General features: G+C 69.8%; 29 protein-coding genes. 8 read left to right on the top strand and 21 right to left on the bottom strand.

Features of this window, described 5'->3' with window-relative positions; all coding sequences use genetic code 11:
* Nucleotides 1-30: 30 nt before the first annotated feature.
* The 21 genes from D7Y04_RS39840 to D7Y04_RS39740 all read right to left on the bottom strand — a co-directional run bounded on the left by D7Y04_RS39840 (nucleotide 31) and on the right by D7Y04_RS39740 (nucleotide 18,803).
* Complete coding sequence (locus tag D7Y04_RS39840; RefSeq protein WP_121762710.1) at nucleotides 31-882, bottom strand: metallophosphoesterase; 852 nt, start codon at nucleotides 880-882, stop codon at nucleotides 31-33.
* 61 nt (nucleotides 883-943) lie between these two features.
* Nucleotides 944-2,131, bottom strand: a complete 1,188-nt coding sequence (locus D7Y04_RS39835) for a ceramide glucosyltransferase (protein ID WP_121762709.1) — start codon at nucleotides 2,129-2,131, stop codon at nucleotides 944-946.
* A 93-nt stretch (nucleotides 2,132-2,224) separates the two neighbouring features.
* A complete protein-coding gene (phoU, locus tag D7Y04_RS39830; protein WP_120567750.1) occupies nucleotides 2,225-2,908 on the bottom strand; it encodes a phosphate signaling complex protein PhoU in 684 nt (227 codons plus the stop codon).
* Nucleotides 2,909-2,937: 29 nt separating this feature from the next.
* Nucleotides 2,938-3,681, bottom strand: coding sequence for a phosphate ABC transporter ATP-binding protein PstB (pstB, locus tag D7Y04_RS39825; protein WP_120594271.1), 744 nt, complete (start codon nucleotides 3,679-3,681; stop codon nucleotides 2,938-2,940).
* 46 nt (nucleotides 3,682-3,727) lie between these two features.
* Nucleotides 3,728-4,639, bottom strand: a complete 912-nt coding sequence (gene pstA / locus D7Y04_RS39820) for a phosphate ABC transporter permease PstA (protein ID WP_120594260.1) — start codon at nucleotides 4,637-4,639, stop codon at nucleotides 3,728-3,730.
* On the bottom strand, nucleotides 4,636-5,631 hold the full coding sequence (pstC, locus tag D7Y04_RS39815) for a phosphate ABC transporter permease subunit PstC (protein ID WP_171807065.1): 996 nt from the start codon (nucleotides 5,629-5,631) through the stop codon (nucleotides 4,636-4,638). Before pstC ends, pstA begins: the two co-directional genes overlap by 4 nt.
* Before the next feature lie 58 nt (nucleotides 5,632-5,689).
* Nucleotides 5,690-6,514, bottom strand: coding sequence for a phosphate ABC transporter substrate-binding protein (locus D7Y04_RS39810; protein WP_121762708.1), 825 nt, complete (start codon nucleotides 6,512-6,514; stop codon nucleotides 5,690-5,692).
* Nucleotides 6,515-6,623: 109 nt separating this feature from the next.
* Nucleotides 6,624-7,313, bottom strand: a complete 690-nt coding sequence (locus D7Y04_RS39805; protein WP_120594270.1) for a response regulator — start codon at nucleotides 7,311-7,313, stop codon at nucleotides 6,624-6,626.
* 70 nt (nucleotides 7,314-7,383) lie between these two features.
* Nucleotides 7,384-7,569: a hypothetical protein gene (locus D7Y04_RS39800; protein WP_120594258.1), complete on the bottom strand. Its 186-nt coding sequence runs from the start codon at nucleotides 7,567-7,569 to the stop codon at nucleotides 7,384-7,386.
* Between the two features lie 42 nt (nucleotides 7,570-7,611).
* On the bottom strand, nucleotides 7,612-7,998 hold the full coding sequence (locus D7Y04_RS39795) for a hypothetical protein (RefSeq protein ID WP_120580412.1): 387 nt from the start codon (nucleotides 7,996-7,998) through the stop codon (nucleotides 7,612-7,614).
* A gap of 172 nt (nucleotides 7,999-8,170) precedes the next feature.
* Nucleotides 8,171-8,650, bottom strand: a complete 480-nt coding sequence (locus D7Y04_RS39790) for a histidine phosphatase family protein (RefSeq protein WP_121762707.1) — start codon at nucleotides 8,648-8,650, stop codon at nucleotides 8,171-8,173.
* 65 nt (nucleotides 8,651-8,715) lie between these two features.
* A complete protein-coding gene (locus tag D7Y04_RS39785; RefSeq protein ID WP_121762706.1) occupies nucleotides 8,716-9,168 on the bottom strand; it encodes a DUF1634 domain-containing protein in 453 nt (150 codons plus the stop codon).
* A complete protein-coding gene (locus D7Y04_RS39780; protein WP_121762705.1) occupies nucleotides 9,165-10,028 on the bottom strand; it encodes a sulfite exporter TauE/SafE family protein in 864 nt (287 codons plus the stop codon). Before D7Y04_RS39780 ends, D7Y04_RS39785 begins: the two co-directional genes overlap by 4 nt.
* Before the next feature lie 96 nt (nucleotides 10,029-10,124).
* Entirely contained in the window at nucleotides 10,125-10,379 is a 255-nt protein-coding gene (locus tag D7Y04_RS39775; RefSeq protein WP_120594254.1) for a hypothetical protein, read from the bottom strand.
* Nucleotides 10,380-12,146: a chloride channel protein gene (locus D7Y04_RS39770; RefSeq protein WP_121762704.1), complete on the bottom strand. Its 1,767-nt coding sequence runs from the start codon at nucleotides 12,144-12,146 to the stop codon at nucleotides 10,380-10,382. It lies immediately after the preceding gene.
* Nucleotides 12,147-12,458: 312 nt separating this feature from the next.
* Nucleotides 12,459-14,066 carry a S1C family serine protease gene (locus tag D7Y04_RS39765; RefSeq protein ID WP_121762703.1) on the bottom strand — a complete coding sequence of 536 codons (1,608 nt, stop codon included), beginning with the start codon at nucleotides 14,064-14,066 and terminating at the stop codon, nucleotides 12,459-12,461.
* A gap of 180 nt (nucleotides 14,067-14,246) precedes the next feature.
* Entirely contained in the window at nucleotides 14,247-15,197 is a 951-nt protein-coding gene (locus D7Y04_RS39760; protein ID WP_120594252.1) for a metallophosphoesterase, read from the bottom strand.
* A gap of 13 nt (nucleotides 15,198-15,210) precedes the next feature.
* Complete coding sequence (locus D7Y04_RS39755; protein WP_121762702.1) at nucleotides 15,211-16,572, bottom strand: cell wall metabolism sensor histidine kinase WalK; 1,362 nt, start codon at nucleotides 16,570-16,572, stop codon at nucleotides 15,211-15,213.
* Between the two features lie 7 nt (nucleotides 16,573-16,579).
* Nucleotides 16,580-17,260, bottom strand: a complete 681-nt coding sequence (locus tag D7Y04_RS39750) for a winged helix-turn-helix domain-containing protein (protein ID WP_120576306.1) — start codon at nucleotides 17,258-17,260, stop codon at nucleotides 16,580-16,582.
* 128 nt (nucleotides 17,261-17,388) lie between these two features.
* Complete coding sequence (locus D7Y04_RS39745; protein ID WP_120594250.1) at nucleotides 17,389-17,877, bottom strand: hypothetical protein; 489 nt, start codon at nucleotides 17,875-17,877, stop codon at nucleotides 17,389-17,391.
* Nucleotides 17,874-18,803 (bottom strand): hypothetical protein, encoded by a 930-nt coding sequence (locus tag D7Y04_RS39740; RefSeq protein ID WP_121762701.1) that lies wholly within the window; start codon nucleotides 18,801-18,803, stop codon nucleotides 17,874-17,876. The genes D7Y04_RS39745 and D7Y04_RS39740 overlap by 4 nt, the downstream gene beginning before the upstream one ends.
* Before the next feature lie 128 nt (nucleotides 18,804-18,931).
* Between D7Y04_RS39740 and D7Y04_RS39735 the strand changes: the two genes are divergently transcribed.
* From D7Y04_RS39735 to fabF, 8 genes are all read left to right on the top strand, one after another.
* Nucleotides 18,932-19,531 carry a DUF177 domain-containing protein gene (locus tag D7Y04_RS39735; RefSeq protein WP_120594248.1) on the top strand — a complete coding sequence of 200 codons (600 nt, stop codon included), beginning with the start codon at nucleotides 18,932-18,934 and terminating at the stop codon, nucleotides 19,529-19,531.
* Nucleotides 19,532-19,589: 58 nt separating this feature from the next.
* Entirely contained in the window at nucleotides 19,590-19,778 is a 189-nt protein-coding gene (rpmF, locus tag D7Y04_RS39730) for a 50S ribosomal protein L32 (protein WP_014395447.1), read from the top strand.
* Between the two features lie 20 nt (nucleotides 19,779-19,798).
* On the top strand, nucleotides 19,799-20,860 hold the full coding sequence (gene plsX / locus D7Y04_RS39725) for a phosphate acyltransferase PlsX (protein ID WP_120594247.1): 1,062 nt from the start codon (nucleotides 19,799-19,801) through the stop codon (nucleotides 20,858-20,860).
* Between the two features lie 43 nt (nucleotides 20,861-20,903).
* Nucleotides 20,904-21,905 (top strand): beta-ketoacyl-ACP synthase III, encoded by a 1,002-nt coding sequence (locus D7Y04_RS39720; protein ID WP_121762700.1) that lies wholly within the window; start codon nucleotides 20,904-20,906, stop codon nucleotides 21,903-21,905.
* Between the two features lie 28 nt (nucleotides 21,906-21,933).
* Nucleotides 21,934-22,872 (top strand): ACP S-malonyltransferase, encoded by a 939-nt coding sequence (fabD, locus tag D7Y04_RS39715; protein ID WP_120576300.1) that lies wholly within the window; start codon nucleotides 21,934-21,936, stop codon nucleotides 22,870-22,872.
* Nucleotides 22,869-23,618 carry a 3-oxoacyl-[acyl-carrier-protein] reductase gene (gene fabG / locus D7Y04_RS39710; protein ID WP_120576299.1) on the top strand — a complete coding sequence of 250 codons (750 nt, stop codon included), beginning with the start codon at nucleotides 22,869-22,871 and terminating at the stop codon, nucleotides 23,616-23,618. Before fabD ends, fabG begins: the two co-directional genes overlap by 4 nt.
* Before the next feature lie 106 nt (nucleotides 23,619-23,724).
* Nucleotides 23,725-23,973: an acyl carrier protein gene (gene acpP / locus D7Y04_RS39705; RefSeq protein WP_014395452.1), complete on the top strand. Its 249-nt coding sequence runs from the start codon at nucleotides 23,725-23,727 to the stop codon at nucleotides 23,971-23,973.
* An 86-nt stretch (nucleotides 23,974-24,059) separates the two neighbouring features.
* Complete coding sequence (gene fabF, locus D7Y04_RS39700) at nucleotides 24,060-25,316, top strand: beta-ketoacyl-ACP synthase II (protein ID WP_120594244.1); 1,257 nt, start codon at nucleotides 24,060-24,062, stop codon at nucleotides 25,314-25,316.
* Nucleotides 25,317-25,378: the final 62 nt, after the last annotated feature.

The following is a 25,378-nucleotide window of genomic DNA, read 5'->3' as shown; positions in this document are numbered from 1 at the left end:
GACAGCCTCCAGCAGGCAGCCGGGCAGGCCCTAGAACAGCGCCATGCCCAGCTGGCCCACCAGGTACTGGAGGGCGGGCCTGACGTTGTGGACCGCCGTGCGCGGCTTCGCCGGCTCCGACGCCTGGCACCACGCGGGCTCACCCACCATCTGGCCGGCCACGTGGCTGAAGACGCGGAAGCGGCCCAGGTCCGTGCTGCTGCCCGAGTTGTAGACACGCAAGGAGCGCTCACCCGGGGTGCCCAGGTCCGCCTCGCTGGGGATGTGGCGGTGGCCGTGCAGCACCAGGTCCGCCCGGCCGCCCACGCGCTCCAGCAGTCGGCTTCCCAACGCGAGCTCCGACGCGTGGGGCAATCCGAACTTCGTGGCGATCCACTCCGGGAAGCTCTCCAGCGGCAGCGGCATCACGTGGTGGTGCAGCAGCACCGCGACCAGCGTGTCCTTCGGCGCCTGCTCCAGCGCGCGGTCCACTTCGTCCACGACGCCTTCCGTCAGTTCGCCGTGGCTGTGGAAATAGTTGCGGTTGTGCTCACCGGTGGAGTCCACGCAGACCAGGAAGAGGCCCGCCTTCTCCACCGTGTGGACCTTGCGACCCTCCATGAAGACGCTGCCCACATCCTCGCCGGGCCGGTCATGGTTGCCGGGGATGAAGGTGAGGCGTCCGGTCTCCATCCAGGGCGAGAAGTGTTCACGGAAGCGCTGGAACTCGGCGTGGGAACCGCGGTGCGTGAGGTCTCCCGTCACCACCACGTGATCCACCTCCTGCGCTGTCAGGGCCTTCACCAATGAGGACGCGGATGCATCGCTCTCGCGGCTCATGTCCAGGTGAAGATCCGAAAGATGCGCCAGCTTCAGGGAGGGCATGTTGAAGGAGATAGGCATCGCGTCTTCGAGCGGCGAGGGTTGCTGTACGAAGGATCGTCAAAAGTTGGGCCAGCGTCGTTCACCCCACCCCGTTGCTGGGGATCCACTCCGTCGCGGGAGTGCCACGAGCACGCATCGGCACCAGGCGCGTGCCTGACACCACGCGCAACCGCGTGCCGCGCCAGTCCACCGTGCGCCTGAACGCGCCGTGCCACCACGCGGCGAAGAGCAGCGCGTCCTTCACCAGCACCGCGGGCGCCGCGCGCAAGGAAACGGGCTGGGGCCGCAGCGCGCGGAACACCGCTACGTCCACCCAGACCTTGCCCAGCGCCACCGCCAGCGCCGCCAGGCCCGTGAGCGCGGACGGGTGGATCAACGCACCCAGCACCGCGAGCGGAGCCGGGTTGAGGAGCGCCTGCGCCAGGTACGTCGAGGGCGATACCGCTGTGCGGTGGATGACGCTCCAGCGCAGGTAGCGCTGGAAGAAGGCGTCCACGCTCTTGCGCAGGGACACGTTGAAGACAGGGGCGTGCGCCAGCACCACGCGCTTGCCCAGCTTGCGCGTCACCCACTGGCCAATGACGTAGTCCTCCGCCAGCACGTCCTTCACGGAGAAGAAGCCGCCCAGCGCCTCCACGTCCTCGCGGCGCAGCGCCATGGACTTGCCCACCACGATGTCCCGGTCCGCCACGTGCTTCGCGGCGATCATCCCCGCCGCCGCGCTGGAGGACAGGTGCAGGTTGTCCAGGAGCGAACCGAAGGTCTTCTCACCCAGGCCCGCCACCGGGTGCGTCACGCAGCCCACCGTGGGGTCCTCGAAGGCCGCGGCGATCTCCTCCAGGTAGCCGTCCCCCACGCGGGTGTTGCTGTCGCTCACCACCCACAAGTCGTACCGGGCCTCGGACGACAGCGTCACCAGCTGGTTCACCTTGGGGTTGAGGCCGGGCTCGCCCTCCTGGAGCACCACGCGCATGACGTGGGGCCACTTCGCCTGCGCCGCCCGCGCCACCGCGTAGGCGGGGTCGCGAGCGTCCTTCACGCCCAGCAGGACTTCGTAGTGGGGGTAGGGCAGCCGCGCGAAGCAGGCGAGGTTCGCCTCCAGGTCGTCATCCACGCCGCACAGCGGCTTGAGGATGGACAGGCCGGGCTTATTCGTGGGGCCGGCGGGGACGGTGCGGCGGTGGCGGCGCACGAACAGCGCCTGGAGGAGGAGGGCGACGAGGCCCACTGCGGACGCGGCCAGGAGGAGGCTGGATGCGATGAGCATGTCGCCACCCTAGAGGTCCCACAAGGCGGGACCGGGGCGGCGGAACGGCGGGACAGCCAACTCGCCGTGACACGCCGGTGAAGCCGCCCGGAACTACTCCAGGTCGCGACTGCGCGGGTGGCGCACGTCCTTGCCACGCACCATGTAGATGACCATCTCCGCCACGTTGAGCGCGTGGTCGCCAATGCGCTCCAGGTGCTTCGCGATGAACATCAACGCCGTGGCCCGGCGGATGTTGCGCGAGTCCTCCATCATGTACGCCAGCAGCTCGTTGAAGATTTTCAGGAAGAGGGCATCCAGCAGGTCATCCCCCTTGAGGACGTCCTCCGCCTTGGCCGCGTCCCCGGACACGAATGCGTCCAGGGCCTTCTTCACCTGCTGCTGCGCCAGCTCCGCCAGCTTCGGCGTGTCCACGTACGGCGCCAGCGGCGGCGCCTGGTTCAGGTCCATGGCGCGCTCGGCGATGTTCACCGCCAGGTCACCAATGCGCTCCAGGTCGGTGACGATCTTCAGCGCCGTGGTGATGAGGCGCAGGTCGGACGCGGCCGGCTGGCGCAGCGCGAGGATGCGGCGGCACAGGTCGTCGATGTCGACCTCCAGCCGGTTCACCTCGCGGTCCGCCCCTACCACCTGCTCCGCCAGCGCCGAGTCGCGGTCGGTGAGGGCGCGGGTGCTCTGGGAGATGAGGGCCTCCACCTTGGCCCCCATGGCGAGCAGCTTTTCGCGCAGGTTGCGCAGGTCCTGCTCGAATGCCTTGTCGGTGTGCGTGGCCGCCATGTCGTCCTGTTCCGTCGCGCGGGAGGGCTTCAGCCGAACTTCCCGGTGACGTAGTCCTCCGTGCGCTTCTCGTGGGGATTGGTGAAGATCTGCTCCGTGGGACCGCACTCCACCAATTCTCCCATGTAGAAGAAAGCCGTCCGGTCGCTCACGCGCGCGGCCTGCTGCATGTTGTGGGTCACGATGGCGATGGTGTACGTGGCCTTGAGCTCGTGGATGAGCTCTTCGATCTTCGCCGTCGCGATGGGGTCCAACGCGGACGCGGGCTCGTCCATCAGCAGCACCTCCGGCTCCACCGCCAGTGCGCGCGCGATGCACAGGCGCTGCTGCTGACCGCCGGACAGGCCCAGGGCGCTTTCCTCCATCCGGTCCTTCACCTCGTCCCACAGCGCAGCGCCGCGCAGGGACTTCTCCACCCGGGCGGCGAGCTTCGCCTTGTCCTTGAGTCCGCCCACGCGCAGGCCGTAGGCGACGTTCTCGAAGATGGACTTGGGGAAGGGGTTGGACTTCTGGAACACCATGCCCACCCGCCGGCGCAGGTCCACCACGTCCAGCGAGCGGTCGTGGATGCTGCGGCCGTCCAGGAACACGCTGCCGTCGTGGTTCGCGCCCGGGATGAGGTCGTTCATCCGGTTGAGCGAGCGCAGGAAGGTGGACTTGCCGCAGCCGGACGGGCCGATGAGCGCCGTCACCTTGTGCTCGAGGATGGGCAGGCTCACCTGCTTGATGGCCACCTTGCTGCCGTAGCGCAGGGTGAGCTCGCGGGCTTCCATCTTGTTGCGAGGCGTGGCGGAGGAGAGGGGCATGGGATGAAGAGCGTCAGTGTCCGGCAGCGGCCTTGCGGCGCGTGCGCGTGCGGATGACGACCGCGACCAGGTTCAGGGCGAAGGTGAGGAGCAGCAGCACCAGCACCGTCGCGTAAAGCAGCGGGCGGGTGGCCTCCACGTCCGGCGACTGCGTGGCCAGCACGTAGGTGTGGTAGCCCAGGTGCATGAACTGAGAGTTCAGGCTCGTGGGCAGGTCCGGCAGGAAGTACGCCGCGCCGGTGAAGAGGATGGGGGCCACTTCACCCGCGCCACGGGAGACGGCCAGCACCGCGCCGGTGAGGATGCCCGGCAGCGCGCCCGGCAGCACCACCCGCGCCAGCGTCTGCGACTGGGTGGCTCCCAGCGCCAGGCTCGCGGTGCGCTGCTCCTGAGGCACGGCGCGCAGCGCCTCTTCCGTGGACACGATGACGACGGGCAGGGTGAGCACCGCCAGCGTGAGCGACGCCCAGAGGATGCCCGGCTGGGCCCAGTGCAGCTCCTCGTAGCCCAGCGCGTGGTCCAGGCCCTTGCCCACGAAGAGGATGAAGAAGCCCAGGCCGAAGAGGCCGAACACGATGGACGGCACGCCCGCCAGGTTCGCCACCGCCACGCGCACCGCGCGGGCCAGGAAGCTGGAGGGCCGGGCGTACTCATGCAGGTACACCGCGGTGAGCACGCCCACCGGCATCACCGCCAGGGTCATGAGCAGCGTGAGCGCCGCGGTGCCGAAGAGGGCGGGGAAGATGCCGCCGCCCATCATCCCGTCCGACGGCGCCTGGGAGAGGAACTGCCAGGACAGGTGGCTCCAGCCGCCCCGGACGACGTCCAGGAGGATGATGGCGAGCATCGCCACCATGACGAACGCGGCCAGCCCCGTGAGGGACACGAGCGACAGGCCCACGACCTTGCGTGTGGCGTGCTTCACCCCGCACCTCCCTTGAGCCGCTGGATGACCTTCTTCGTCCACACCCCCGCGAGCATGTTGAGCACGAAGGTGAAGAGGAACAGCTCCACGCCGATGAAGAAGAGCAGCGCGTAGTGCGGGCTGCCCACCACCACCTCGCCCATCTCCGCGGCGATGGTGGCGGACAGCGAACGCACGGAGTCCCCCAGGTTCCAGGACACGATGGCGGCGTTACCGGAGGCCATGAGGACGATCATCGTCTCACCGATGGCGCGCCCGAAGCCCAGCACGCACGCGGCGAGGATGCCGGGGGCCGCCGCGGGGAGGACCACCTTCCACGCGGTCTCCCAGGGCGTGGCGCCCAGCGCCAGGGAGGCCTCCCGGTAGCTGCGCGGCACGGCGGTGAGCGCGTCCTCCGTCACCGTGAAGATGACCGGCACGATGGCCAGCGCCAGGCCCAGGCCCGCCACCACGGCGTTGAGCCGGGACGTGAAGCCGAACGTCTCCTGGAGGAAGGAGGCCATCACCATCAGGGCGAAGAAGCCCAGCACCACGGACGGGATGCCGGCGAGCAGCTCGATGGTGGGCTTGAGGATTTCGCGCAGGCGGCGGGGGGCGAACTCCGCGGCGAACAGCGCGCCGAAGATGCCCAGGGGCACGGCCACCAGCATGGACACGGCCGTCGTCTTCAGCGTGCCGATGAAGAGCGGAATCATGCTGACCTTGGGCACGCCGGACACCGGCTGCCACACGTAGGCCAGGGGCTTTCCCTTCCGCACCATCTGGGGAAGGAACATCTTGGAGAAGCTGGCCTCTTCGCGCGCCGCCGCATCGGTGACGAGCGTCAGCGCCTCCTTCGCCACGAAGACGAGGATGAGCACCAGCGCGGCGATGCCCGTGAAGGCCACCGCCGTGATGAGGGCGGCGATGGCCTTCTCCTTCAGCTGGCGCCGGCGTGCCGCGGGCGACAGCATGGGCAGCGCCACTGGGGGCGCGAGGTCCTGCTCCTGCATGACGGCCTGTCTATCCAACATGGGAACCCCGCGCCGGGTGACAATCGCGTGACGCCAACTACTTCACAGGGAAGTAGCCGACCTGGGTGACGATGGCCTGACCCTCGGCGGACAGCGCGAAGTCGATGAACGCCTTCACTTCGCCCGCGGGCACCTTGCCCAGGTAGAAGAACAGGTCGCGCGACAGCGGGTACTTGCCGCTCTTCACGTTCTCCGCGCTAGGGGCGAAGGTCTCGTTGCCCTTCTTCACCTTCAGCTCCTTGATGCCCTTGCCGTACGCGGCGCCGCCGTAGCCGATGCCGTTCTTCTCCTTGGCCACCGCGTTGACCACCGCGGCCGTGCCGGGGAGCGTCTGCGCCTCCGGGGCGAAGTCCTCGCCGCCCAGCACGTGGTCCTTCACGAAGACGTAGGTGCCGGAGGAGTTCTCACGCGAGTACGGGACGATGGGAGCGTCCTGTCCGCCCACGTCCTTCCAGTTCGTCGTGTCGCCCAGGTAGATGGACTTGAGCTGCTCCGTGCTGAGCGCGTCCACCTTGTTGGTGTCGTTGACGTAGAAGGTGACGCCGTCCTTGGCCACGGACAGCGCGGTGGGCGCGGTCTTGTTGCGGGCGCTGATCTTCGCCGACTCCGCCTCCTTGATCTCCCGGCTGGACATGGCGATGTCGGTGGTGCCGTTCTGCAGGGCCGCCAGGCCCGTGCCGGAGCCGCCGCCCGTCACCTGAATCTTGGTGGCGGGGTTCTTCTTCATGAACGCCTCCGCCCAGCGCTGGGCGAGGATGACCATGGTGTCCGAGCCCTTCACCGTCACCGTGCCTGCCTGGGCGGTCAGCGGGAGGACGGCGAGCCCGAAGGCGACGAAGCTTGAGAGCAGAGTCTTCTTCATGAGGTGTCTCCTCCTCGAAGGGTGTCGAGGTCCCGTGACGATCTATGGACCCGATGTGGCCGTTTGACGGCCCTTGTGTGACAAATGGGTTACGGCAGGGAGCGCCTGGCTACCCGGCCGCCGGATCCACGATGCGATAGCCGACACCGCGCACCGTCTCCAGGAGGGCACGGGCAGGGCCCAGCTTGTCGCGCAGGCGCATCACGTGCGTGTCGATGGTGCGCGTCTCCAGCGCGCTGGACAGGCCCCAGACCTGCTCCAGCAGCTGTTCACGGGTCTGCACCCGGCCCAGGCGGGCCATGAGGTACTCCAGCAGGCGGAACTCCAGCGCGGTGAGGGGCGTCTCCTTCTCCTCCACGAAGAAGCGGTGCTGGGTGACGTCCAGGCGCAGGGGGCCCAGCGCCAGGGGCGGGGTGCCCTCCTGGGGCGAGGACGAGCGCCGGAGGATGGCCTTGAGCCGCAGCACCAGCTCGCGCACGGAGAAGGGCTTGACGACGTAGTCGTCCGCGCCGACCTCGAAGCCTCGGATGCGGTCCGCCTCCTCGCTCTTGGCGGTGAGCATGACGATGAGCACGTCACGCAGACGGGGGTTGGCGCGCAGGTGGCGGCAGACCTCGATGCCGGACAGGTCCGGCAGCATCAGGTCCAGCAGCACCACGTCCGGGGTCTGCTCTCGCGCGGCGGTGAGCGCAGCTTCCCCGGTGAAGGCCACGCGGGTGGTGAAGCCCGCGCCGCGCAGGTTGAAGTCGATGAGCTCCGCTAGGTCGCGCTCGTCGTCGACGATGAGTACGTGGGACATGGCGGGCACGTACTGTGCGCGCATCGCTTCGCGCCTACGTGACGCGCCGGCAACAAGTGCGTCACGTCCGTCACGGAAAGGTGTGCGCGAATACGACGGGCGCGGACGGGCCCCGAGGAGAAGGGGGACGGGGCCGTCCGCGCCACTTGTCCTCGCCTGGGCTGCGCGAGGCCACCTTCGGCGTGCGGCTCAGCGCATCCGCGCCGTGGCCGTCGCCATTCATTTCGTTGGGCACCACCGGGATGACGGCGTCCACGCCGCGCGGCTCATGGACTCCAGGCGCGGGGGACGGCGGACGTCAGACGGCGGCGGCTTCGTCCATGCCACCGCGGCGCGGCAGTTGTTTGCGGCGCAGCGCGATGCCTGGCTCATCCGGAGCGTCAGGCGGGGCCACGGGGGCCACGCCGCGCAACGCGGGTTGGAGCGAGGCGAGGAACGCGGCCAGGCCGCATTCGGTGGGGACCGGTTCGATGAACAGGCCGCCCGAACGGCGGTGCTTCTCCGCGAAGACCTTGATGCCGACGTCGGCACGGGGATGGTCTTCCTCGAAGGGGCCCTGATTGCCCTGCCCCTGGCTCATCGGGACGGTGGGCGTGAAGGGCTTGTTGGGCGCCATCACGCCGGGCAGCAACCCGAGCCCGATGACGACCCCTGCCATCAGCATCAGCTTCAGCAAACTGCTCACGCGTGCCACGACCGTCGCGCACGCGTGCTCCAGGCCGTGTCTGGCGCCGGGAACCGCGAGGGCTGTGGCCTGGGGGGCATGCATGAGTCGCCGAAGCGAGCATCCTACCGCAACGGCTCTTCCCGCATGCGACCCAATCCCGGAAAAACACCTCGTCACCCGAGGAGGTGGATCACGGGCGCCGCAGGGAACGCCCCGGCGCGGCCATCCACTGCAGGGTGAATTCGCGGCCTTCGGGCCGCAGGGCGACCGCGCAGCCCTTGCGGAGCTTGTCCGGCAGGGCATGGCCCAGCGCGAGCGCGGCGGCACGCTCCAGCGAGGGATTGTGTCCCACCAGCGCCCAGCCCGGGCCCACGTCGAGCGCCAGCTTGAGCACGTTGCGGGCCGCGCCCTTCATGGGGACGAGCGCGGGGTGGACCTCCACGTGGGACAGGCCGAGCGCGTCCGCGAGCAGCTCCGCGGTCTGCACCGCGCGCACCAGGGGGCTGGTGATGATGCCCATGAGCGGCGTGAGGCGCGTGAGCTTCTTCGCGTGCTGACGGAAGGCGGCGCGGCCCTGCGGGGTGAGGGCGCGGGCCTCGTCGCCCAGGGCGTGGGAGTCCTCGGCCACGGCGTGGCGCACGAGGAGGATGGGCAGATCGCGTTCGGCCATGGGCGCGCGTTGTAGTGCTTTTCGCGCCCGAGTGGATGTGACGAACGGGTGGACTGCTGAGTGGACTACTCCACACCGCCCAGCAGGAAGGCGAGCAGGAGCAGCGCGAGCACGCCGGTGGTGATGGCGGCGAAGGCGCGGTCCTTCTGCGCGCGGAAGATGCCCAGGGACAGGGCCACGCGCAGCACGGGCACGGTGATCATCACCAGGAGCCCGGCCATCACGAAGGACTGGCCGCGCACGGCCATGACGCCCTCGAAGACGTCCGTCAGTTGGTGCGGCGCGTCGTCCGGCGAGGTGAGGCGCTGGAGCGCGGTCGAGGACGAGAAGTAGTCCGGGTGCCGGAAGAAGGTCATCACCATGCCGCACGTGACGAGCGACAGGCTGAGCAGCACGCCGCCGCGCAACAGCTGGCTGATGAGCAGCTCCGGCGTGAGCGGCACCACCTCGTCCTGCGCGACGGCGGTGGTGGTGAGGGTCTCCCGAGGAGACGGAGGTTCGTCGGTGATCGAGCTCATCCGTGGATTCCCTTGGACAGCATCTCGTACGACACCCACAGCAGGACGGCCACGAAGAGCCTGCGCAGGGAGCCGCTCTTGAGCTTCGTGAGGTAGCGCGAGCCCGCGAACGCGCCCAGCGTGACGCCCACGCAGACGGGGCCGGCGATGAACGGGTCGATGTCGCCTCGCGCGAAGTAGATGCCCGCGCTGGCCGCCGCCGTGACGCCAATCATGAAGTTGCTGGTGGCGGTGGAGACCTTGATGGGCAGCCCCATGGCCAGGTCCATGGCCGGCACCTTCAGCGCGCCGGAGCCGATGCCCAGGAGCCCGCTCACCGTGCCCGCGACGTACATGAGCCCCAGTCCCACGAGCGGACGGTGCACGCGGTACGCCACCTCGCCGCCGGTGGAGACGTCGTAGTAGCTGCCGTGCAGCGCGAGCCGGTCCGCGAGGGCATCCGGCGGCGGCTCTTCACGGGGTCTGCCGTCCTCGCGCAGCTTGCGCAGCATCGCGAGCGCCGAGTAGGCCATCACCGCGCCGAAGAGGAAGTACAGCGCGCGGCCGCTCACCATGCCCGCGAGCATCGCGCCCGTGACGGCGCCCGCCACGGTGGCCAGCTCCAGGAACATGGCCACGCGCATGTTGGCCAGCCCGTCGCGCACGTACGCCGCCGCCGCGCCGCTGGACGTGGCGATGACGGACACGATGGAGGCGCCCACCGCGTAGCGGATGTCCACCTTGAGCACGAGCGTGAGGACGGGGATGAGGATGAGGCCGCCGCCCAGTCCCAGCAGCGAACCCATCAGGCCCGCTCCAATGGAGATGCACAGCACGATGGCGACGAAGTTGAACGGAGTGGCGTCCAAGACGGCGGCCATCTTCCTCCTGGCCCTCCTGCATGCAAGCGCTTCACGCGCAGCCCGTCTGGTTGCCCGCCCTGGACCGTCCCCCCGGGGTGAGAGGACGGTGGACCTTCAACGTTGCTGGGGCGCGTTGGACGGCTTCGTGTCGTGTGACGGAGGCGTGTCCGGGGGCTGCGGTATCTGCCAACCCTGGAAGAGCGGCCAGCCCCGGTAGGGATTGCCCCGGGAGGGTTCTTCCGTGGGTTCCGTTGGCTCCAGGTGCTGACCGGGGTGCGGTGGCGTGCGCAGCAGCACCCACGCCAGCACGACGCACAGCAGGCTCATGGCGACGATGCTCCACGCGCGCGTGCGGGGCTCCAGCTCCATCTAGAAGCGCCCCCGCTTGAGCAGGTCGCCCTTGGAGAGCGAACCCAGCAGGTGCCGGCGTCCGTCCACCACGGGCAAGCGGTCCAACTCCGTGTGGCCGAACCGCGCGGCCACCTCCGCCAGGGACAGGTCCGGGGTGATGGGCTGCACACCGGTGTCCATCACGTCCGCGGCCACGGTGGCCTGGAGCAGCGAGTGGTCCGGAAGGTGGCCCTTGAGCGCGTCCAGGGTGATGACGCCCAACAGGCGCCCCTCCGCGTCGGTGACGTAGAGGTCCGCGCCCGCGGGCTGCTCCAGGAGCAGCACCACCACCTCGTCAAAGGGCGCGGAGGGAGGCACCCGCTGCGTGGCCGGTGACAGGAGCGAGCGCACGCCTTCCTCCCGCAGCCAGTGCGGCACGGAGGCGGGCACGCGCACGTCCCGCTTCGCGAGCACGGACGTGTAGAGCGACTCCGGCTCCAGCCGGCGGCTGACGACGGCGGCCACCACCGCGGCGAGCATCAGCGGGAGGATGAGGTCGTAGTCGCCGGTCATCTCGAAGATCATCAGCACCGCGGACACGGAAGCATGCGTGGTGCCCGCGAGCACCGCGCCCATGCCGAGCAGCGCGTAGGCCCCGCTGGGAGCCGCACCGCCCGGAAGCGCCCGCTCCACCAGCATCCCGAACGCGCCGCCCAGGAGCGCGCCGAAGAAGAGGGACGGGGTGAAGAGACCGCCCGGCACCCCCGCGCCCGCGCACAGCGACGTCACCGCCAGCTTCGCCAGGGGCAGGATGAGCAGCAGCGTGAGGGGCAGCGTCCCATGCAGCGCCATGTTCACGGAGTCGTAGCCGTTGCCCATGAGGTACGGCCCCGCGATGGCGGTGGCGCCCACCACCGTCATCGCGACCAGCGGCATGAACGGGGTGAGCCACGACGGCAGCTTGTCCAGCAGGTCGGACGTGAAGTTGATGCCGCGCACGTAGAGCGCGGAGGCCCCGCCCACGAGCACGCCCAGGACGATCGCGAGCAGCAGCTCGCGCGGGCGGGTGAGGGCGTAGTGGGGGATGACGTAGCTGGGGTGGTCCGCGATGAGGGTGCGCGACACGAGCGTCGCCACCACGCACGACACGACGATGGGGCCGAAGAGCTCCAGCGCGAAGCTGCCCAGCAGCACCTCCAGACCGAAGAGGGCCGCGCCGATGGGGACGTTGTACGCGGACGCGATGCCCGCTGAAGCGCCGCACGCCACCAGCACGCGCGCCTGGCCCGGCCCCAGCTTCAGCCATCCGGACATCGCGGAGCCACTGGCCGCACCCGTCTGGAGGAGCGCGCCTTCGCGGCCGAGCGGCGCCCCCAGCGCCACCGCGATGATGGACACGAAGCCGCGTAGCAGTGCGCGAGGGAAGGGCAGCCGGCCGGACTTCACCCAGATGGATTCGATGATGCCCGCGGTGCCGTGGCCTCGCAGGGGCTGGCCCACCACCAGGGACACCAGCGTCACCAGCGCGCCGCCCAGCACCGGCACCAGGAACCGGCGCCAGCCCGGCGACGCGAGCGCGCCCTCCAGGAAGTGCTCGGAGCTCGTCTGCCAGAACAGGTGCTGGGTGAAGCGCAGCACGGCGAGCAGCGCCACCGCGCCCAGGCCGGAGATGAGGCCCACGCCCACCACCAGCACCCAGAAGCGCCGCTCCTGTCCCAACAGGCCCCGGAGGATCCGCCGCAGCCAGGGCGAGGGGGCCCCCGTCCTCAGGTCGGGATGTACGGCTCCGGATGCGGGTTCGGGCATGGCCTCCACACCTTGTCCAATGTACGGAGGAGGGAAGGGCCTTCCCGGGACCGCACGGTATTTCCCGGAGGCTTCCGCCTGGCCGCCTGTCCTCCGGACGGACTACCGGTCCGACGGAGTCCTGGCCACGTCTCGCTGCGTGCTCTTCGCGGGCTGTCGCGCTCCGGACGGGTTACCGGGCCGCCGGTGTCCTTGCCGCGTAGCGATGCATGCCTCGCGCGGCCCGTCGCGTTCCGGATGGACTTCCGGCCCGCCGAAGTCCGTGCCGCATAGCGCTGCATGCCTCGCGTGGCCCGTCGCGTTCCGGATGGACTACTTGCCCGACGGAGTCCTGGCCGCCTTGTCCTGCGTGCTCTTCGCGGGCTGGCGCGCTCCCGAGTCGCGAGGGGGTGTGCCCGAGGGAGTCTGGCCCGCGGGTTCACCCGTGAGGCCCAGGTGGATGCCGGGCGGCGGAGGGTTCTTCAGCACGGACTCCGTCCGCGTCGCGGGCTCGGTGATGTCCGGCGCGAAGCGGTCCGCCAGCTCCGCGGCGGCGTCGCTCATCTCGCGGTGCGCGACGATGGTGCGCTCCAGCGTCTTGCCCAGCCGGGCCGACGTATCGAAGGTCTGCCGGGATTCATCCGAGCCCGGCAGCGAGTCCTGGTACGAGAACGCGAGCGTCGCGTCCCGGCGCAGCGCATCCAGCAGCCGGGCCAGCTGCTGTTGCAGCTCCGCGTCCTGCTCCGCGCGAGGCCGCTCCATCAGGCCCCGCTCGCCGCCGAACCAGACGCGCCCCACCTTCCCGAAGCCCTCGTCCGCGGAAGCCAGGGGCACGTCCTCCATCACGAGCAGAGGATGCACGCGGCGCGGGAAGTCCTGTTCATACAGCGCGAAGAGCAGGGTGCCGTCCGCGCGAGGGAACACCGCCGCGGTGCGCGAGCCGAAGGGGAAGAAGGGCGTGGCGGACACCTCCGCGCGCTTCGCCACGCGTGCGCGGGCCAGCGCGTCCAGCGGCGTTGTGTCCTCCATGACGCGCTTGGGCGTGCGGCGCAGGTTGTTCATCAGGTCGCGCGCCTGGTCGATTCCCACCACCACGTTGAGCGCGCTGCCTCGCGAGTAGCCCGCGTGGTAGACGCCCACCAGCTCGAACTCACCCGTCTTGCAGGAGATGGCGAGCACGGGCGACCCCGAGTTGCCCTGCGACAGGAGCGCGTCGATGACGAAGTCGTCGTGGTACCACTCCTTGTATTCGTCGCGGTCGTAGGCGGAGATGACCTTGCCCATGTTGGTGGCGTTGAAGACGCCCAGCGGGAAGCCGCGCACGTCCACCACGTCGCGCTCGCGCACGGCGGCGCTCCGGCCCACCTTCCACGGCATCACCGTCAAGGGCGCCTTGGACTTGATGACGGCCAGGTCCAGCTGCGGATCCACCACCGCCTTGGACAACGGAACGTCGTCGCGGTCGTAGTGGTCCGCCTCGTTCTCCACGATGCTCAGGCCGTCCTTCACGCGCTTGCAGCCGGAAGGCACGCCGTCCACCGGGCGCGCGTCGCTGGTGACGTCCGGCCACTCCACGACGTGCTCGTTGGTGAGCAGCAGCGTCTCCCCGGCCTGCTGCTTGTAAGCGAACGCGGTGCCGTGCGCGGACACCGGCGTGCGAGTGCGGCGCACGTTGCCCTCCGCGCCGTAGGACAAGCACTCGTACACGGCGGTGCTGCGCACGCAGTACGTGTACTTCTTCTTCATCGCCTGCTCGAAGGCCCGAGCCTTGGGGGACAGCGCGGCGTAGCTGTCCGCGTATTCGCCTTCGCAGTACGGCGCGGGCGGCGGCGCTTCGACCGCGGGCGCCTCCGTGGGTGGCGGAGTCGTAGGGGGCGCCTCTGCTCCGGCAGCGGTCAGGGACACCGCTACCACCGACAGTCCGACCATCCACCCGACCATGGCCCCTCCCGCGTTGTCGTCGCCTCAGGTGTTGCTAAGGCCCGGCGAGCCCGCGTGCATCTGTGCCTGCGGGAGGCCAGGCGGATTTCGGGGTGCGAAAAGCCCGCTGTCCGTCAGAAGTGACGGCGCGCCTGTCCATTCCCGGACGGGCCGTCCTCGCGCACACGGTGGGCGTGGGCCTCACCCGTCCAGGTCGTTGAGCGCGTCGGGCGGAAGCGGCGAGGCGCCCGTCACCGTGCCGTCCAGGTCCAGGGGCAGCGTGGACGGATCGACCTCGGGCGGAGGGTTGTTCTCGAAGGGCGCTGCGACCACGGGACGCGCACCCCCAGTGCCCGGCGGCGGACGCAGCACGGGCCCCGGCGGAGGCAGCCCCGAGTGCCGCCGCGCGGCCTCCATCAGGGCGTTGTGGTGGCGGTAGCGCGCCTCCACGAGCTTGTGGATGAGCAGCGGCCCCCCGGGCACGCGGCGCGCGGTGAGGGCCTGGGTGGCCTTGCGCACCGGGTAGCGCACGCGGCGGATCTGCACGCGCCAGCCCTTGGGGGTGAAGGTGAAGACGCCGTATGCGGGGCGCAGGTCGCCGTCGCGAGGAATCCCGGCGCTGGCCACGTCCGCGATGAGCATCCGGCCCACGCGCCGACGGTAGGGGAAGTGCAGGTGCCCGAAGGCGCACGCGGCCGCGTCCAGGTGCGTGAAGAAGCGGCGCACCGCGACGTCGTCCAGCGTGGGGTCCAGCGACTCTTCCAGGTTGCGGGGATTCGCGTGGCAGATGAACAGGTCCTGTCCCTTGCGCGGCGTGTAGCGCAGGGAGAAGGGCATCTGCCCCAGCTGCTGGAGCAGCGTGTCGCCCAGCTGGTCGCGCGTCCAGCGCAACAGCTCCGTCTTCCAGTGGTCGCGCTCGCGGTACGCACCGCCCAGGTAGTTGCCGGCGAGGTACGCGTCCGTGTTGCCCATGATGAGGGCGTGGCACTTGCTGAAGAGCAGCTCCACCGTCTCGCGCGGGTGCGCGCCCCGCAGCGCCAGGTCTCCGGCCGCGACGATGTAATCCGGCGCCACCGATTTGGTGATGTCGTCCAGCACGGCCTCGCAGGCCGGAAGGTTCCCGTGAATGTCCGCGAGGATGGCGACCCGCATGGCCGCCCCCATCCTAGCCCGTCGCAGCCGTCGGGCCAGCCGCCGCGGGTAGAAAAATGACAAAGGTACTGCCCGCGTTCGGCTGGCTCTCCACCTTCACCTCGCCGTCCATCGCGCCCATCAGATGCTTCACGATGGAAAGGCCCAGTCCCGTCCCCCCCATGTCCCGGCTGCGGCCCTTGTCCACCCGGTAGAATCGCTCGAAAATCCGGGAAAGATGCTTGGGCTCGATTCCCACGCCTGTGTCGCGCACGCGCACGACGCACCGGCCGCCCTCGTACGCTCCGTCCACGTCCACCCTGCCGCCCGCGGCCGTGTACTTCACCGCGTTGTCGAGCAGGTTGAGGAGCACCTGCTCGATGGCCCGCCCATCCCCTATCGCCACCAGCCCCGGCGGCACGTGCAACCCGATTTGCTGGTTCTTGCCCTCGGCCTTGGGGCGCACGCCTTCCGCGGCGCGGGAGACGGCCAGGGCCAGGGGGACCTCTGTGCGCTGGAAGGTCATCTCGCGCGCCTCCAGGCGGGAGAGCTCCAGCAGGTCCTCCACCAGCTCGGAGAGGCGCTCGGACTGCCGGTGGATGATCTCCACCATCTTGGGCGCCACCTGGGTGTCCTGGAGCGCGCCGCCCTGGAGCGTCTCCGCGTAGCCCCGGATGGCGGTGATGGGCGTGCGCAGCTCGTGGGAGACGTTGGCCACGAAGTCCTTGCGCACCTTCTCCAGCCGGCGCAGCTCCGTGACGTCGTGGAAGACGGCGGCGCTGCCGGGCAGATCCCGCCCCACGGGCGTCACGCGCACGGCCAGGGTGCGGGAGTAGAGCCCCTCGAGCGTCAGCTCCAGCCGCGTGGAGGCGCCTTCATGGCACGCGCGGGCCACCGCGTCGTTGAGGGCCTCGTTGCGGATGAGCGCGAGCGGCCGCTGGCCCACGATGGCGCCGTGCGCGGGCAGGAGCATCTCCGCGAGCGCGTCGTTGTGGCGCACCACGGTGCCCTCCGCGTCCGTCACCCAGAGCCCCTCCGCCATGCCGTCCAGCACGGCGGTGAGGATGCGGGCTTCCTGGTTGAGCGCGGCGGCGCGCATGGACAGCTTGTCGTCCAGCGTGTCGATGGCGTCTTCCAGCTGCGCCAGGTCGTCCGTGCGCTCCAGGCCCGCGGGCTGTGCCACGTCCATGCCCGCCGCCAGCGACTGCGTCTTCTGGGTCAGCGCGCGAAGCTGTCGCTCCATGGCCACGCGGCTCGTCCCCAGGGCCAGCGCGGAGCCGGCCAGCGTGACGAGCCCCGCGGCGAGCGCGCCCGCCGGGTGCCCGAAGAGCACGAGCAGCATCGAGACCAACAGGGGAGGGACGAGCAGGGCCAGGAGCGTGAAGCGCAGGGGCATGGCGGCCTCAAGGAGGGCTGAGCTTGTAGCCCACGCCGCGCACGGTCTCGATGATGTCGCCCGCGGGGCCCAGCTTCTCGCGCAGGCGCTTGATGTGCGTGTCCACGGTGCGCGTGTGGATTTCGGCCTGGATGCCCCAGACGTCGGACAGGAGCACCTCGCGCGTCTGCACGCGGTCGCTTCGCTCCAGGAGCGTGCGCAGCAGGCGGAACTCCAGCGCGGTGAGGATGACCTCCTCGCCCTTCACCCGCACCTGGTGGCGCGACGTGTCCAGGCTGATGTCTCCCGCGACCAGCTCCGCGGCGGGGCCTTCCTCCGCGTCCGCGCGGCGCAGCACGGCCTTCACGCGCAGCAGCAGTTCGCGCACGGAGAAGGGCTTCACCACGTAGTCGTCCGCGCCCAGCTCCAGGCCCTGGATGCGGTCCGCCTCCTGGCCCTTGGCGCTGACGATGACGACCGCGGCCTTCTTCAGCTCGGCGTCGCTCTTGAGCATGCGCAGGACTTCACCGCCCGCCACGTCCGGCAGCATCAGGTCCAACAGCACCAGGTCCGGAGGATGGGCCCGCGCCCGGGCGAGCCCCCCCGCGCCGGTGTTCGCCGTGTCCGTTTCGAAGCCCGCCGCGCGGAGGTTGTAGTCGACGAGTCCGGCCAGGTCCTGCTCGTCCTCGATGATGAGGATGCGCGCCATGAAGGTGCTCCCGCGAAGGGATGGAATGCGTGGCGTCCCGTAACAGATTCGTTCCGGCGCGCCCGGGACATCCATGTGACATCCATGCACCATGCCCGCTCCCCCACCAGGGGACCTGGGTCCGGGCGTCAGCGCGAAAACACCGGGTCGCAGGACTGCGTGGTCAGCTCGATGGGCGCCGCCACCAGGGTCGCGTTGGTGCCGGAGTTCACCACCCGCAGGTAGTTGCAGGAGCTGCCCAGGAAGCGGGTGGGTGTGTCGGCCGTCAGCGCCTCGATGACGAGCGCGTAGTCGCGGCCCACCGGCACGTCCACGGAGAGCCCCATGGCCGCGCCGCCGGGGGCCGAGGGGAAGCGCAGCGTGCGCCCCGAGTTGCCGTCCGCGTCCTTCAACTCCAGCAGGTCGCTGGAGGACACCTGGGAGGACAGACAGGTGCGCTGCAGCTCCGTGCAGTTGCGCTTCGTGCCGTCCTTCAACACGGCCACCTGATACGCGCCCACCTGGCTGGCGACGGCGCGGCTCAAGGTGATGTCCAGCCCCAGTGGCAGGGCCTCCGAAGTGGCGTCCGGGCCGCAGCCGGCGAGCAGCGCCAGCATCAGCAGGGTGGGGCGTCTCATGGTGCTGCGTCCTCCACGCGGATGGTGATGGGCACCCGGCCGCGCTCCTCGGAGGAGGACAGGGCGACCACGCCGGCCGTGCCGCCAATGGCCACCGCGCCCACGGCCACCCAGAGCCAGGGGCTCTTGTACCAGGGGCGGCTCGTCCCTTCCGTCAGGGCCGTGGTGGGCGCGGCCTTCGACGCCACCTGGAAGAGGAGCGGGTGGAACGGATCTCCGCGTCCGGCGAGCCGGCGCTGCGCCGCGTCCACGACCTCGAAGTAGTACTCCACCTCATAGGGCGTGGACTCCACCGGCAGCTCATACGCGGGCAGCACGGCGAGGTAGTGCTCGGCCCGGGCGCGGTCGCGCACGAAGTCCACCGAGGAGAAGCCCTGCGCCCCGGCGCGCCGGTAGAACAGCCGGGCCCGAGCGCCCAGCGCCATGTCCCGGAGGACGGCGTTCACCTCCACCCGGTCTCCCGGCGTCGGGTCCGGGATGGGGTCCACCTCCAGGGTGACGGGGTGGACGCGGCGGTGGCGCAGGTCTTCCTTCAGCTTCGCGAAGAGTCCGCGGACCTTCGGCGGCGCGGAGCGGGGCAGCTCGAAGTCCGGCCGGGCCTGGAGCAGCTTCTCGTACGCCCCGCGCGCCAGGGCCTCGTCGCCCAGGTAGAGGGCGGTGAGCCCCTGCAGGCGGTAGAGCTCCACCAGCTCGTCGTCCGTGACGTCGGGCGCATCCAGCCCGCCCTGCACCACGCTCAGGGCTTCCTGGAAGCGGCCGGCCTCCAGGAGTTCCTTCGCGGAGTCGATGGCGGGGCTCGTAGGGCCCAGCTGGAAGAGGAGGGAAGACGGGGGCAGGGGCGCACGGGCCTGCGCCGGCAGGGCGAGCGTCAGCCCGAGCCCCCAGACACAGAGTGCGCCCGGCCAACCTCGGGCGGGGTTGCGCATCAGATGGAAAGCTAGCAGAGCGGTGTTGAGTGGATCCACGCGGCTCGGCTCACGAGTCCAACCCGGCGTGTTGACTGAAGGGGGGACTCCCTCTATGTTGCGCGCCCTTTTGCCGGGAAGCCTTGTAGATGGTCGTAAAGATTGAACAAATCAAAGAAGCGGGGCTGAAGCTCGACGAGCCCATCGCTCCCGGCCTCCTCAAGGAGGCCCTGGAAGGCCAGGCGTCCGGCGAGGGCACCGGCTTTCAGGCGATAGCTCCGTCCACGCTCCACGCCACCCTGCGCAAGCTCAGCGGCGGCGTGCTGCTGAATGGCAGCTTCACCGTCCACCTGGGCGCGCCCTGCAAGCGCTGCCTCGCGGACGTGAAGCTGGACCTGCCCGTGTCCTTCATCATCAATCTGGTGCCGGAGTCCCTGGCCCGGGGTGACGACTTCAAGGACGACGACGAGAAGGTCATGGAGAAGAAGGAACGCACCCAGGGTGAATCCGGGGGCACCTTCGAACTGGACGACACGGACGAGCAGGTTTTCGATGGGAAGACGATCGATCTGGATCCGATCCTCCGGGAACAGGTATTGCTCGCGCTCCCGATGAGCGCGGTCTGTCGGGAAGACTGCCAGGGGCTCTGCTCGCAGTGCGGCCAGAACCTCAATGAAAAGAAGTGCGGCTGCGAGCCGAAGGTCGTGGACCCTCGACTGTCGCCGCTGAAGAACATCAAGCTGAACTGACGGTCCCTATGCCCCTCGCAGGTCGCGAGGGGGGACGGGTCCGATGCCGAGGTGAGCCGTGGGAGTTCCCAAGAAGCGGACGTCGAAGATGCGCCGGGACCGTCGTCGGGCCGGCAACAACAACCTGCGGACCCCCGTGCAGGTCATCAAGTGCTCCAAGTGCAAGGAGCCCGTGATGCCGCACCGCGCCTGCGCGGCCTGTGGCAACTACGGTGGCCGTGAGGTCATCGCGACCGCCGCGGAGTAGTTGAAAGCGGAAGGCTGCCGGTGCGGCTCGTCCTCGACGCGATGGGTGGCGACCACGCCCCCGACGCCGTCGTGGACGGGGGCGTGCTGTTCGCGCGAGCGTATCCCGGGCACGAACTCGTGCTGGTCGGAGACGCCACGCGTGTACGCCCTGTCCTGGAGCGCGCCGGCTCGCCTCCCAACATCCACCTCCACCACGCGTCCGAAGTGGTGGAGATGGACGACCCCGCGACCGCCGCGTTCCGGCGCAAGCGGGACTCCTCGCTCCGGGTGGGCTTCGAGCTCGTCCGGCAAGGGGAGGCGTCCGCCCTCGTGTCAGCGGGCAACTCCGGCGCGGTGATGGCCGGTGGCATGTTGACGCTCGGCCGGATCCCCGGCGTGGAGCGTCCGGCCATCGCGGCCCTGTTCCCGGCCTTGAAGGGCGAAGGCCGCTGCCTGCTGCTGGACGCGGGCGCCAACGTGGACTGTCGTCCCTCGCACCTGGCCCAGTTCGCCGTGCTCGGCGAGGCCTATTCGCGCACCCGCCTGGGCGTGAAGCGTCCCCGGGTGGCGGTGCTCTCCAACGGCGAAGAGGAATCCAAGGGCACGCAGCTCACGCGGGATGTCAGCGCGCTGTTGCGCCGCTCGGACCTGGAGTTCGTGGGCTACGTGGAGGGCAAGGACCTGTTCTCCGGCGACGTGGAGGTCGTCGTCACGGACGGCTTCACCGGCAACATCGTCCTCAAGACCTCCGAGGGCGTGGGCATGGGCATCACCGGCCTCCTGCGCTCCGCCATCGAGAAGCGCGGCGGCCTGCCGGAGAAGCTGGGCGCGCTGCTTCTCAAGCCCACCCTGCTGGGGCTGCGCCGCGTCATGGACTACGCCGAATACGGCGGAGCTCCGCTCCTGGGCCTCCAGGGAGTGGGCATCGTCGCGCACGGCCGCTCCTCTCCCCGCGCCATTCACAACGCGCTCGTCACCGCGCTGCATCATGTGCGCGCGGGCGTGCAGGAAGAGCTGACGCGCTGCATTGCCAACGCCGCCGCCTGGCTTCCTCCCCACCAAAGGGGAAGGAAGGCGGACGGGGACGAAGGGGCCGATTAGAGCGCGTCGGCCATGCGTTGGACTCCGACGACTCGGAGGCCTCGTGGCACGCACGCACATCATCGGAACGGGTTCCTATGCTCCCGCGCAGGTCCTGACCAACCAGGACCTGGAGCGCCTGGTGGACACCAGCGACACGTGGATCCGCGAGCGCACCGGCATCCAGGAGCGCAGGCAGGCCGCCCCCGATGAGGCGACGAGCGACCTGGCGGTGAACGCTTCCCGCCACGCGCTGGAGATGGCGGGCGTGGCGCCCGCGGACCTGGACCTCATCGTCGTGGGCACCGTCACCGCGGACATGCCCATGCCTTCCTGCGCCGCGCTGGTGCAGTCGAAGCTGGGGGCGAAGCGCGCCTTCGCCTTCGACGTGTCCGCCGCGTGCGCGGGTGGGCTGTATGCGCTGAGCGTGGCGGACCAGTTCGTGCGCTCGGGCCAGGTGAAGCGCGCGCTCGTCGTGGGCGCGGACCTGCTCACCCGCGCGGTGGATTGGACGGACCGCAACACCTGCGTCCTCTTCGGGGACGGGGCGGGCGCCCTGGTGTTGGCGGCGGAACAGGACGCGGACGAAGACGCCATGGCGCCGCGCGGCATCCTCTCCACCCATCTGCGCACCGACGGCGACCTCGCGAACCTGCTCTGCATCCCTGCCGGTGGCTCTCGTACCCCCGTCACCGCGGACAACGTGGATGCAAATCTTCACAAGCTCAAGATGAACGGGAAGGAAGTGTTCCGCTTCGCGGTGCGCGCGTTGGTGGAATCCACCCAGACGTCCTTGGGGGCCCACGGGATGGATACGACGCAGGTGGACCACGTCATCGCCCATCAGGCGAACGTGCGAATCCTGGAAGCCGTGATGGAGCGGCTGGAGATTCCCAAGGAAAAATGCTGGCTCAACCTGCACAAGTACGGCAACACGTCGTCCGCCTCGCTGCCCATGTCGCTGGACGAGGCGCAGCGCGCCGGCCGCCTCAAGCGCGGCGACGTCATCGCGATGATGGCCATTGGCGCGGGGATGGCGTGGGGCAGCGCGGTGGTGCGCTGGTAGGCAGGACGACACAAGGAAGGACCGCAACATGGCGAAGGTCGCGTTCGTGTTTCCCGGGCAGGGCAGTCAGGCCGTGGGGATGGGCAAGGACCTCTACGAGCAGTTCCCTGAAGCGCGGGCCGTCTTCGACGCCGTGGACGACGCGCTGCACGAGAAGCTCTCCACCTCCTGCTTCGAGGGCCCGGAAGACGCGCTGAAGCTCACCGCCAATACCCAGCCGGCCATCCTCACGGTGTCGGCCGCGGTTCACGCGGTGTTCCAGAAGCGCGGCCCGGCCCCCGCGTTCGTCGCGGGTCACTCGCTGGGCGAGTACTCCGCGCTGGTGGCCGCGGGCGCCATGAACCTCCAGGACGCGGCGCGGGCAGTGCGCGCGCGCGGCACCTTCATGCAGGAGGCGGTGCCCGTGGGCACGGGCGGCATGGCCGTCATCCTGGGCCTCACCCCGGACGCGGTGAAGGCCGCCTGCGACGCGGCGGCGGAAGGGCAGGTCGTCTCCCCGGCCAACTACAACTCGCCCGAGCAGACGGTCATCGCGGGCCACGCGGCCGCGGTGGAGCGCGCGGGCGCGAAGTGCAAGGAGGCCGGAGCCAAGCGCGTGATGCCGCTGCCCGTCTCCGCGCCCTTCCACTGCGCGCTGATGGACCCCGTGAAGCCGCGCCTGGCGGAGGTGCTGGCGGGCGTGCGCATCCTGGCGCCGTCCGTGCCGGTGGTGAGCAACGTGGAGGCGAAGCCCAACGCGGACGCGTCCCGCGTGGTGCCGCTGCTGCTGGAGCAGGTGAGCTCGCCGGTGCGTTGGATTGAGTGCGTGGAGTCGCTGAAGGCGAACGGCGTCACGCACGTGGTGGAGCTGGGGCCGGGCAAGGTGCTGGGCGGACTCATCAAGCGCATCACCAAGGACATCGAATCGTTCAACGTCGAGAACGCCGCGACCCTGGAGAAGGTGCTCGCCGCGTTGGGGGCAGCATGAGCGGCTTCAAGGACAAGGTGGTGCTGGTGACGGGCGGCTCGCGCGGCATCGGCCGGGCGTGCGCGCAGGCCTTCGCGAAGGCGGGCGCGTCCACCGTGGTCATCAGCTACGTGGGCAACGAGGCCGCCGCGCAGGAGACGGTGGGCCTGCTCCAGCAGGCGGGCGCGAAGGCGGAGGCCGTGCGGTTCGACCTGGCGGACACCGCCGCGTGCGCGGGCGCCATCGACGGCGTCATCAAGGCGCACGGCCGGCTGGACGTGCTGGTGAACAACGCCGGCATGGCCATTGACGGCCTGGTGATGCGCGTCAAGGACGAGGACTGGGACCGGCAGATGGACACCAACCTCCGGGGCGCCTTCGCGCTCATCCGCGCCGCCAGCCGGCCCATGATGAAGCAGCGCTCCGGCGCCATCATCAACATCACCTCCGTCGTGGGGGAGATGGGCAACCCGGGCCAGGCGGCCTACTCGGCGGCCAAGGCGGGGCTCATCGGCCTGACCAAGTCCGTGGCCAAGGAGCTGGCCAGCCGGAGCGTCCGCGTCAATGCCGTGTCCCCCGGGTTCATTGGGACGGACATGACGTCGCACCTGGACGACGAGCTGCGCCAGAAGATGGTGGGCGGCATCGCGCTCGGCCGCCTGGGCAACCCGGAGGAGGTCGCCGGGGCCGTCGTCTTCCTCGCGAGTGATGCGGCGTCCTACATCACCGGCGAGGTCCTGAAGGTCAACGGCGGCATGTACATGTAAGCCAAGGTTGGATTGGCGCCGGGCGTGGGATATACCGCGCCCGCCTTGAAGACGGCCCGCGACTCAAAACGGCGGGCCCCATCTGTAGCTGGAGGGTTCTGCACGTATGTCCACCACCGCAACCGACGTGGAAACCAAGATCAAGTCCATCATCGCCGACCAGCTCGGTGTGGGTGAGGATGAGATCAAGCCCGAGTCGTCCTTCATCGAAGACCTGGGCGCGGACAGCCTCGACATCGTCGAGCTGGTCATGGCGATGGAAGAGGAGTTCGAGGTCGAGATTCCGGATGACGAGGCGGAGAACATCAAGACCGTCGGCGACGCCGTGAACTACGTGAAGACCCACAAGAAGTAGGCAGTCGCGACACCCGGAAGTCCGGGGCCTGGGGGAGCGTCCTCACCGGCGCTTCCACGCCCCATCGCGGTCAGCGGAGAAGAACAGTGTCAAACCGTCGAGTCGTCATCACCGGCACCGGCATCATTTCTGCGCTGGGCACCGGCACCGAGAAGAACTGGCAGGCGATGCTGGCCGGTCAATCCGGCATCAGCACGATCACCCGTTTCGACCTGGGGAAGCTCGACGCGCGAATCGCGGGCGAGGTGAAGGACTTCCAGCCCGAGCAGTTCATCGACAGGCGCGAAGTGCGCCGGATGGACCTGTTCGCCCAGTACGCGATGGCCGCGGCCGACATGGCGGTGAAGGAGTCGGGCCTGCCCATCGGCCCGGACGCGCCCCATGGCTACCAGCCGGAGCGCGTGGGCGTCATCGTGGGCTCCGGCATCGGCGGCATCTCCTCCCTGGAGGAGCAGCACCGCAAGGGGCTGGAGAAGGGGTTCGACCGGCTGTCGCCCTTCTTCATCATCCAGATGATCATCAACATGGCGCCTGGGCTCATCTCCATGCGCTACAACTGCAAGGGCCCCAACTGGTCCCCGGTGTCGGCGTGCGCCACCAGCGCGCACGCCATCGGCGAGGCCTGGAAGTCCATCCGCCTGGGTGAGACGGACGCGGCCATCGCGGGCGGCGCGGAAGCGGCCATCACGCCCCTGGGCATGGGCGGCTTCTCCGTGATGAAGGCCCTGTCCACGCGCAACGACGACCCGGCGCGCGCCAGCCGTCCCTTCGACAAGGAGCGCGACGGCTTCGTAATGGGCGAGGGCGCGGGCATCGTCATCCTGGAGGAGATGGAGGCCGCGAAGAAGCGCGGCGCCAACATCCTGGCGGAGGTGGTGGGGTACGGCGCCAACTCGGACGCGTACCACGTCACCCAGCCGGCCCCGGAGGGCGAGGGCGCGGCGCGCTGCATGCGCCTGGCGCTGGCGTCCGCGGGCATGCGCCCGGACGAGGTGGGCTACGTCAACGCCCACGGCACGTCCACGCCGTTCAACGACGCGAACGAGACCAAGGCCCTGAAGGCCGTGTTCGGCGACCACGCGCGCAAGCTGGCGGTGTCGTCCACCAAGTCCATGACGGGCCACATGCTCGGCGCGGCGGGTGGCGCGGAGGCGGTGGTGAGCGTGCAGGTGCTCACCAAGAACGTGCTGCCGCCCACCATCAACATGACATCGCCGGACCCGGACTGCGACCTGGACTACGTGCCCAACACGGCGCGCGACGCCCGTGTCGACGCGGTGATGAGCAACTCGTTCGGCTTCGGCGGCACCAACGCGGTCCTGGTGTTCAAGCGCTTCGCCTGACGGCCATCCGGCCCGCTGCTCCCGGTGACGGGCAGCGGCGGGCAGGGGCCCTCCTTCCCGGC

This window comes from Corallococcus sp. AB038B, assembly GCF_003668955.1.
GTDB classification, from domain to species: domain Bacteria; phylum Myxococcota; class Myxococcia; order Myxococcales; family Myxococcaceae; genus Corallococcus; species Corallococcus exiguus.
The sequence above is the reverse complement of the archived record's forward strand: the minus strand, read 5'-3'. Positions and strand labels throughout refer to the sequence as shown.

Excerpts from the sequence above, each read along its gene's own strand:
- D7Y04_RS39840 (WP_121762710.1), bottom strand. The coding sequence starts at position 882 with ATGCCTATCTCCTTCAACATGCCCTCCCTGAAGCTGGCGCATCTTTCG.
- D7Y04_RS39835 (WP_121762709.1), bottom strand. The coding sequence starts at position 2,131 with ATGCTCATCGCATCCAGCCTCCTCCTGGCCGCGTCCGCAGTGGGCCTC.
- phoU (WP_120567750.1), bottom strand. The coding sequence starts at position 2,908 with ATGGCGGCCACGCACACCGACAAGGCATTCGAGCAGGACCTGCGCAAC.
- pstB (WP_120594271.1), bottom strand. The coding sequence starts at position 3,681 with ATGGAAGCCCGCGAGCTCACCCTGCGCTACGGCAGCAAGGTGGCCATC.
- pstC (WP_171807065.1), bottom strand. The coding sequence starts at position 5,631 with ATGCAGGAGCAGGACCTCGCGCCCCCAGTGGCGCTGCCCATGCTGTCG.
- D7Y04_RS39810 (WP_121762708.1), bottom strand. The coding sequence starts at position 6,514 with ATGAAGAAGACTCTGCTCTCAAGCTTCGTCGCCTTCGGGCTCGCCGTC.
- D7Y04_RS39805 (WP_120594270.1), bottom strand. The coding sequence starts at position 7,313 with ATGTCCCACGTACTCATCGTCGACGACGAGCGCGACCTAGCGGAGCTC.
- D7Y04_RS39790 (WP_121762707.1), bottom strand. The coding sequence starts at position 8,650 with ATGGCCGAACGCGATCTGCCCATCCTCCTCGTGCGCCACGCCGTGGCC.
- D7Y04_RS39785 (WP_121762706.1), bottom strand. The coding sequence starts at position 9,168 with ATGAGCTCGATCACCGACGAACCTCCGTCTCCTCGGGAGACCCTCACC.
- D7Y04_RS39780 (WP_121762705.1), bottom strand. The coding sequence starts at position 10,028 with ATGGCCGCCGTCTTGGACGCCACTCCGTTCAACTTCGTCGCCATCGTG.
- D7Y04_RS39775 (WP_120594254.1), bottom strand. The coding sequence starts at position 10,379 with ATGGAGCTGGAGCCCCGCACGCGCGCGTGGAGCATCGTCGCCATGAGC.
- D7Y04_RS39770 (WP_121762704.1), bottom strand. The coding sequence starts at position 12,146 with ATGCCCGAACCCGCATCCGGAGCCGTACATCCCGACCTGAGGACGGGG.
- D7Y04_RS39765 (WP_121762703.1), bottom strand. The coding sequence starts at position 14,066 with ATGGTCGGGTGGATGGTCGGACTGTCGGTGGTAGCGGTGTCCCTGACC.
- D7Y04_RS39760 (WP_120594252.1), bottom strand. The coding sequence starts at position 15,197 with ATGCGGGTCGCCATCCTCGCGGACATTCACGGGAACCTTCCGGCCTGC.
- D7Y04_RS39755 (WP_121762702.1), bottom strand. The coding sequence starts at position 16,572 with ATGCCCCTGCGCTTCACGCTCCTGGCCCTGCTCGTCCCTCCCCTGTTG.
- D7Y04_RS39750 (WP_120576306.1), bottom strand. The coding sequence starts at position 17,260 with ATGGCGCGCATCCTCATCATCGAGGACGAGCAGGACCTGGCCGGACTC.
- D7Y04_RS39745 (WP_120594250.1), bottom strand. The coding sequence starts at position 17,877 with ATGAGACGCCCCACCCTGCTGATGCTGGCGCTGCTCGCCGGCTGCGGC.
- D7Y04_RS39740 (WP_121762701.1), bottom strand. The coding sequence starts at position 18,803 with ATGCGCAACCCCGCCCGAGGTTGGCCGGGCGCACTCTGTGTCTGGGGG.
- D7Y04_RS39735 (WP_120594248.1), top strand. The coding sequence starts at position 18,932 with ATGGTCGTAAAGATTGAACAAATCAAAGAAGCGGGGCTGAAGCTCGAC.
- fabD (WP_120576300.1), top strand. The coding sequence starts at position 21,934 with ATGGCGAAGGTCGCGTTCGTGTTTCCCGGGCAGGGCAGTCAGGCCGTG.
- fabG (WP_120576299.1), top strand. The coding sequence starts at position 22,869 with ATGAGCGGCTTCAAGGACAAGGTGGTGCTGGTGACGGGCGGCTCGCGC.
- acpP (WP_014395452.1), top strand. The coding sequence starts at position 23,725 with ATGTCCACCACCGCAACCGACGTGGAAACCAAGATCAAGTCCATCATC.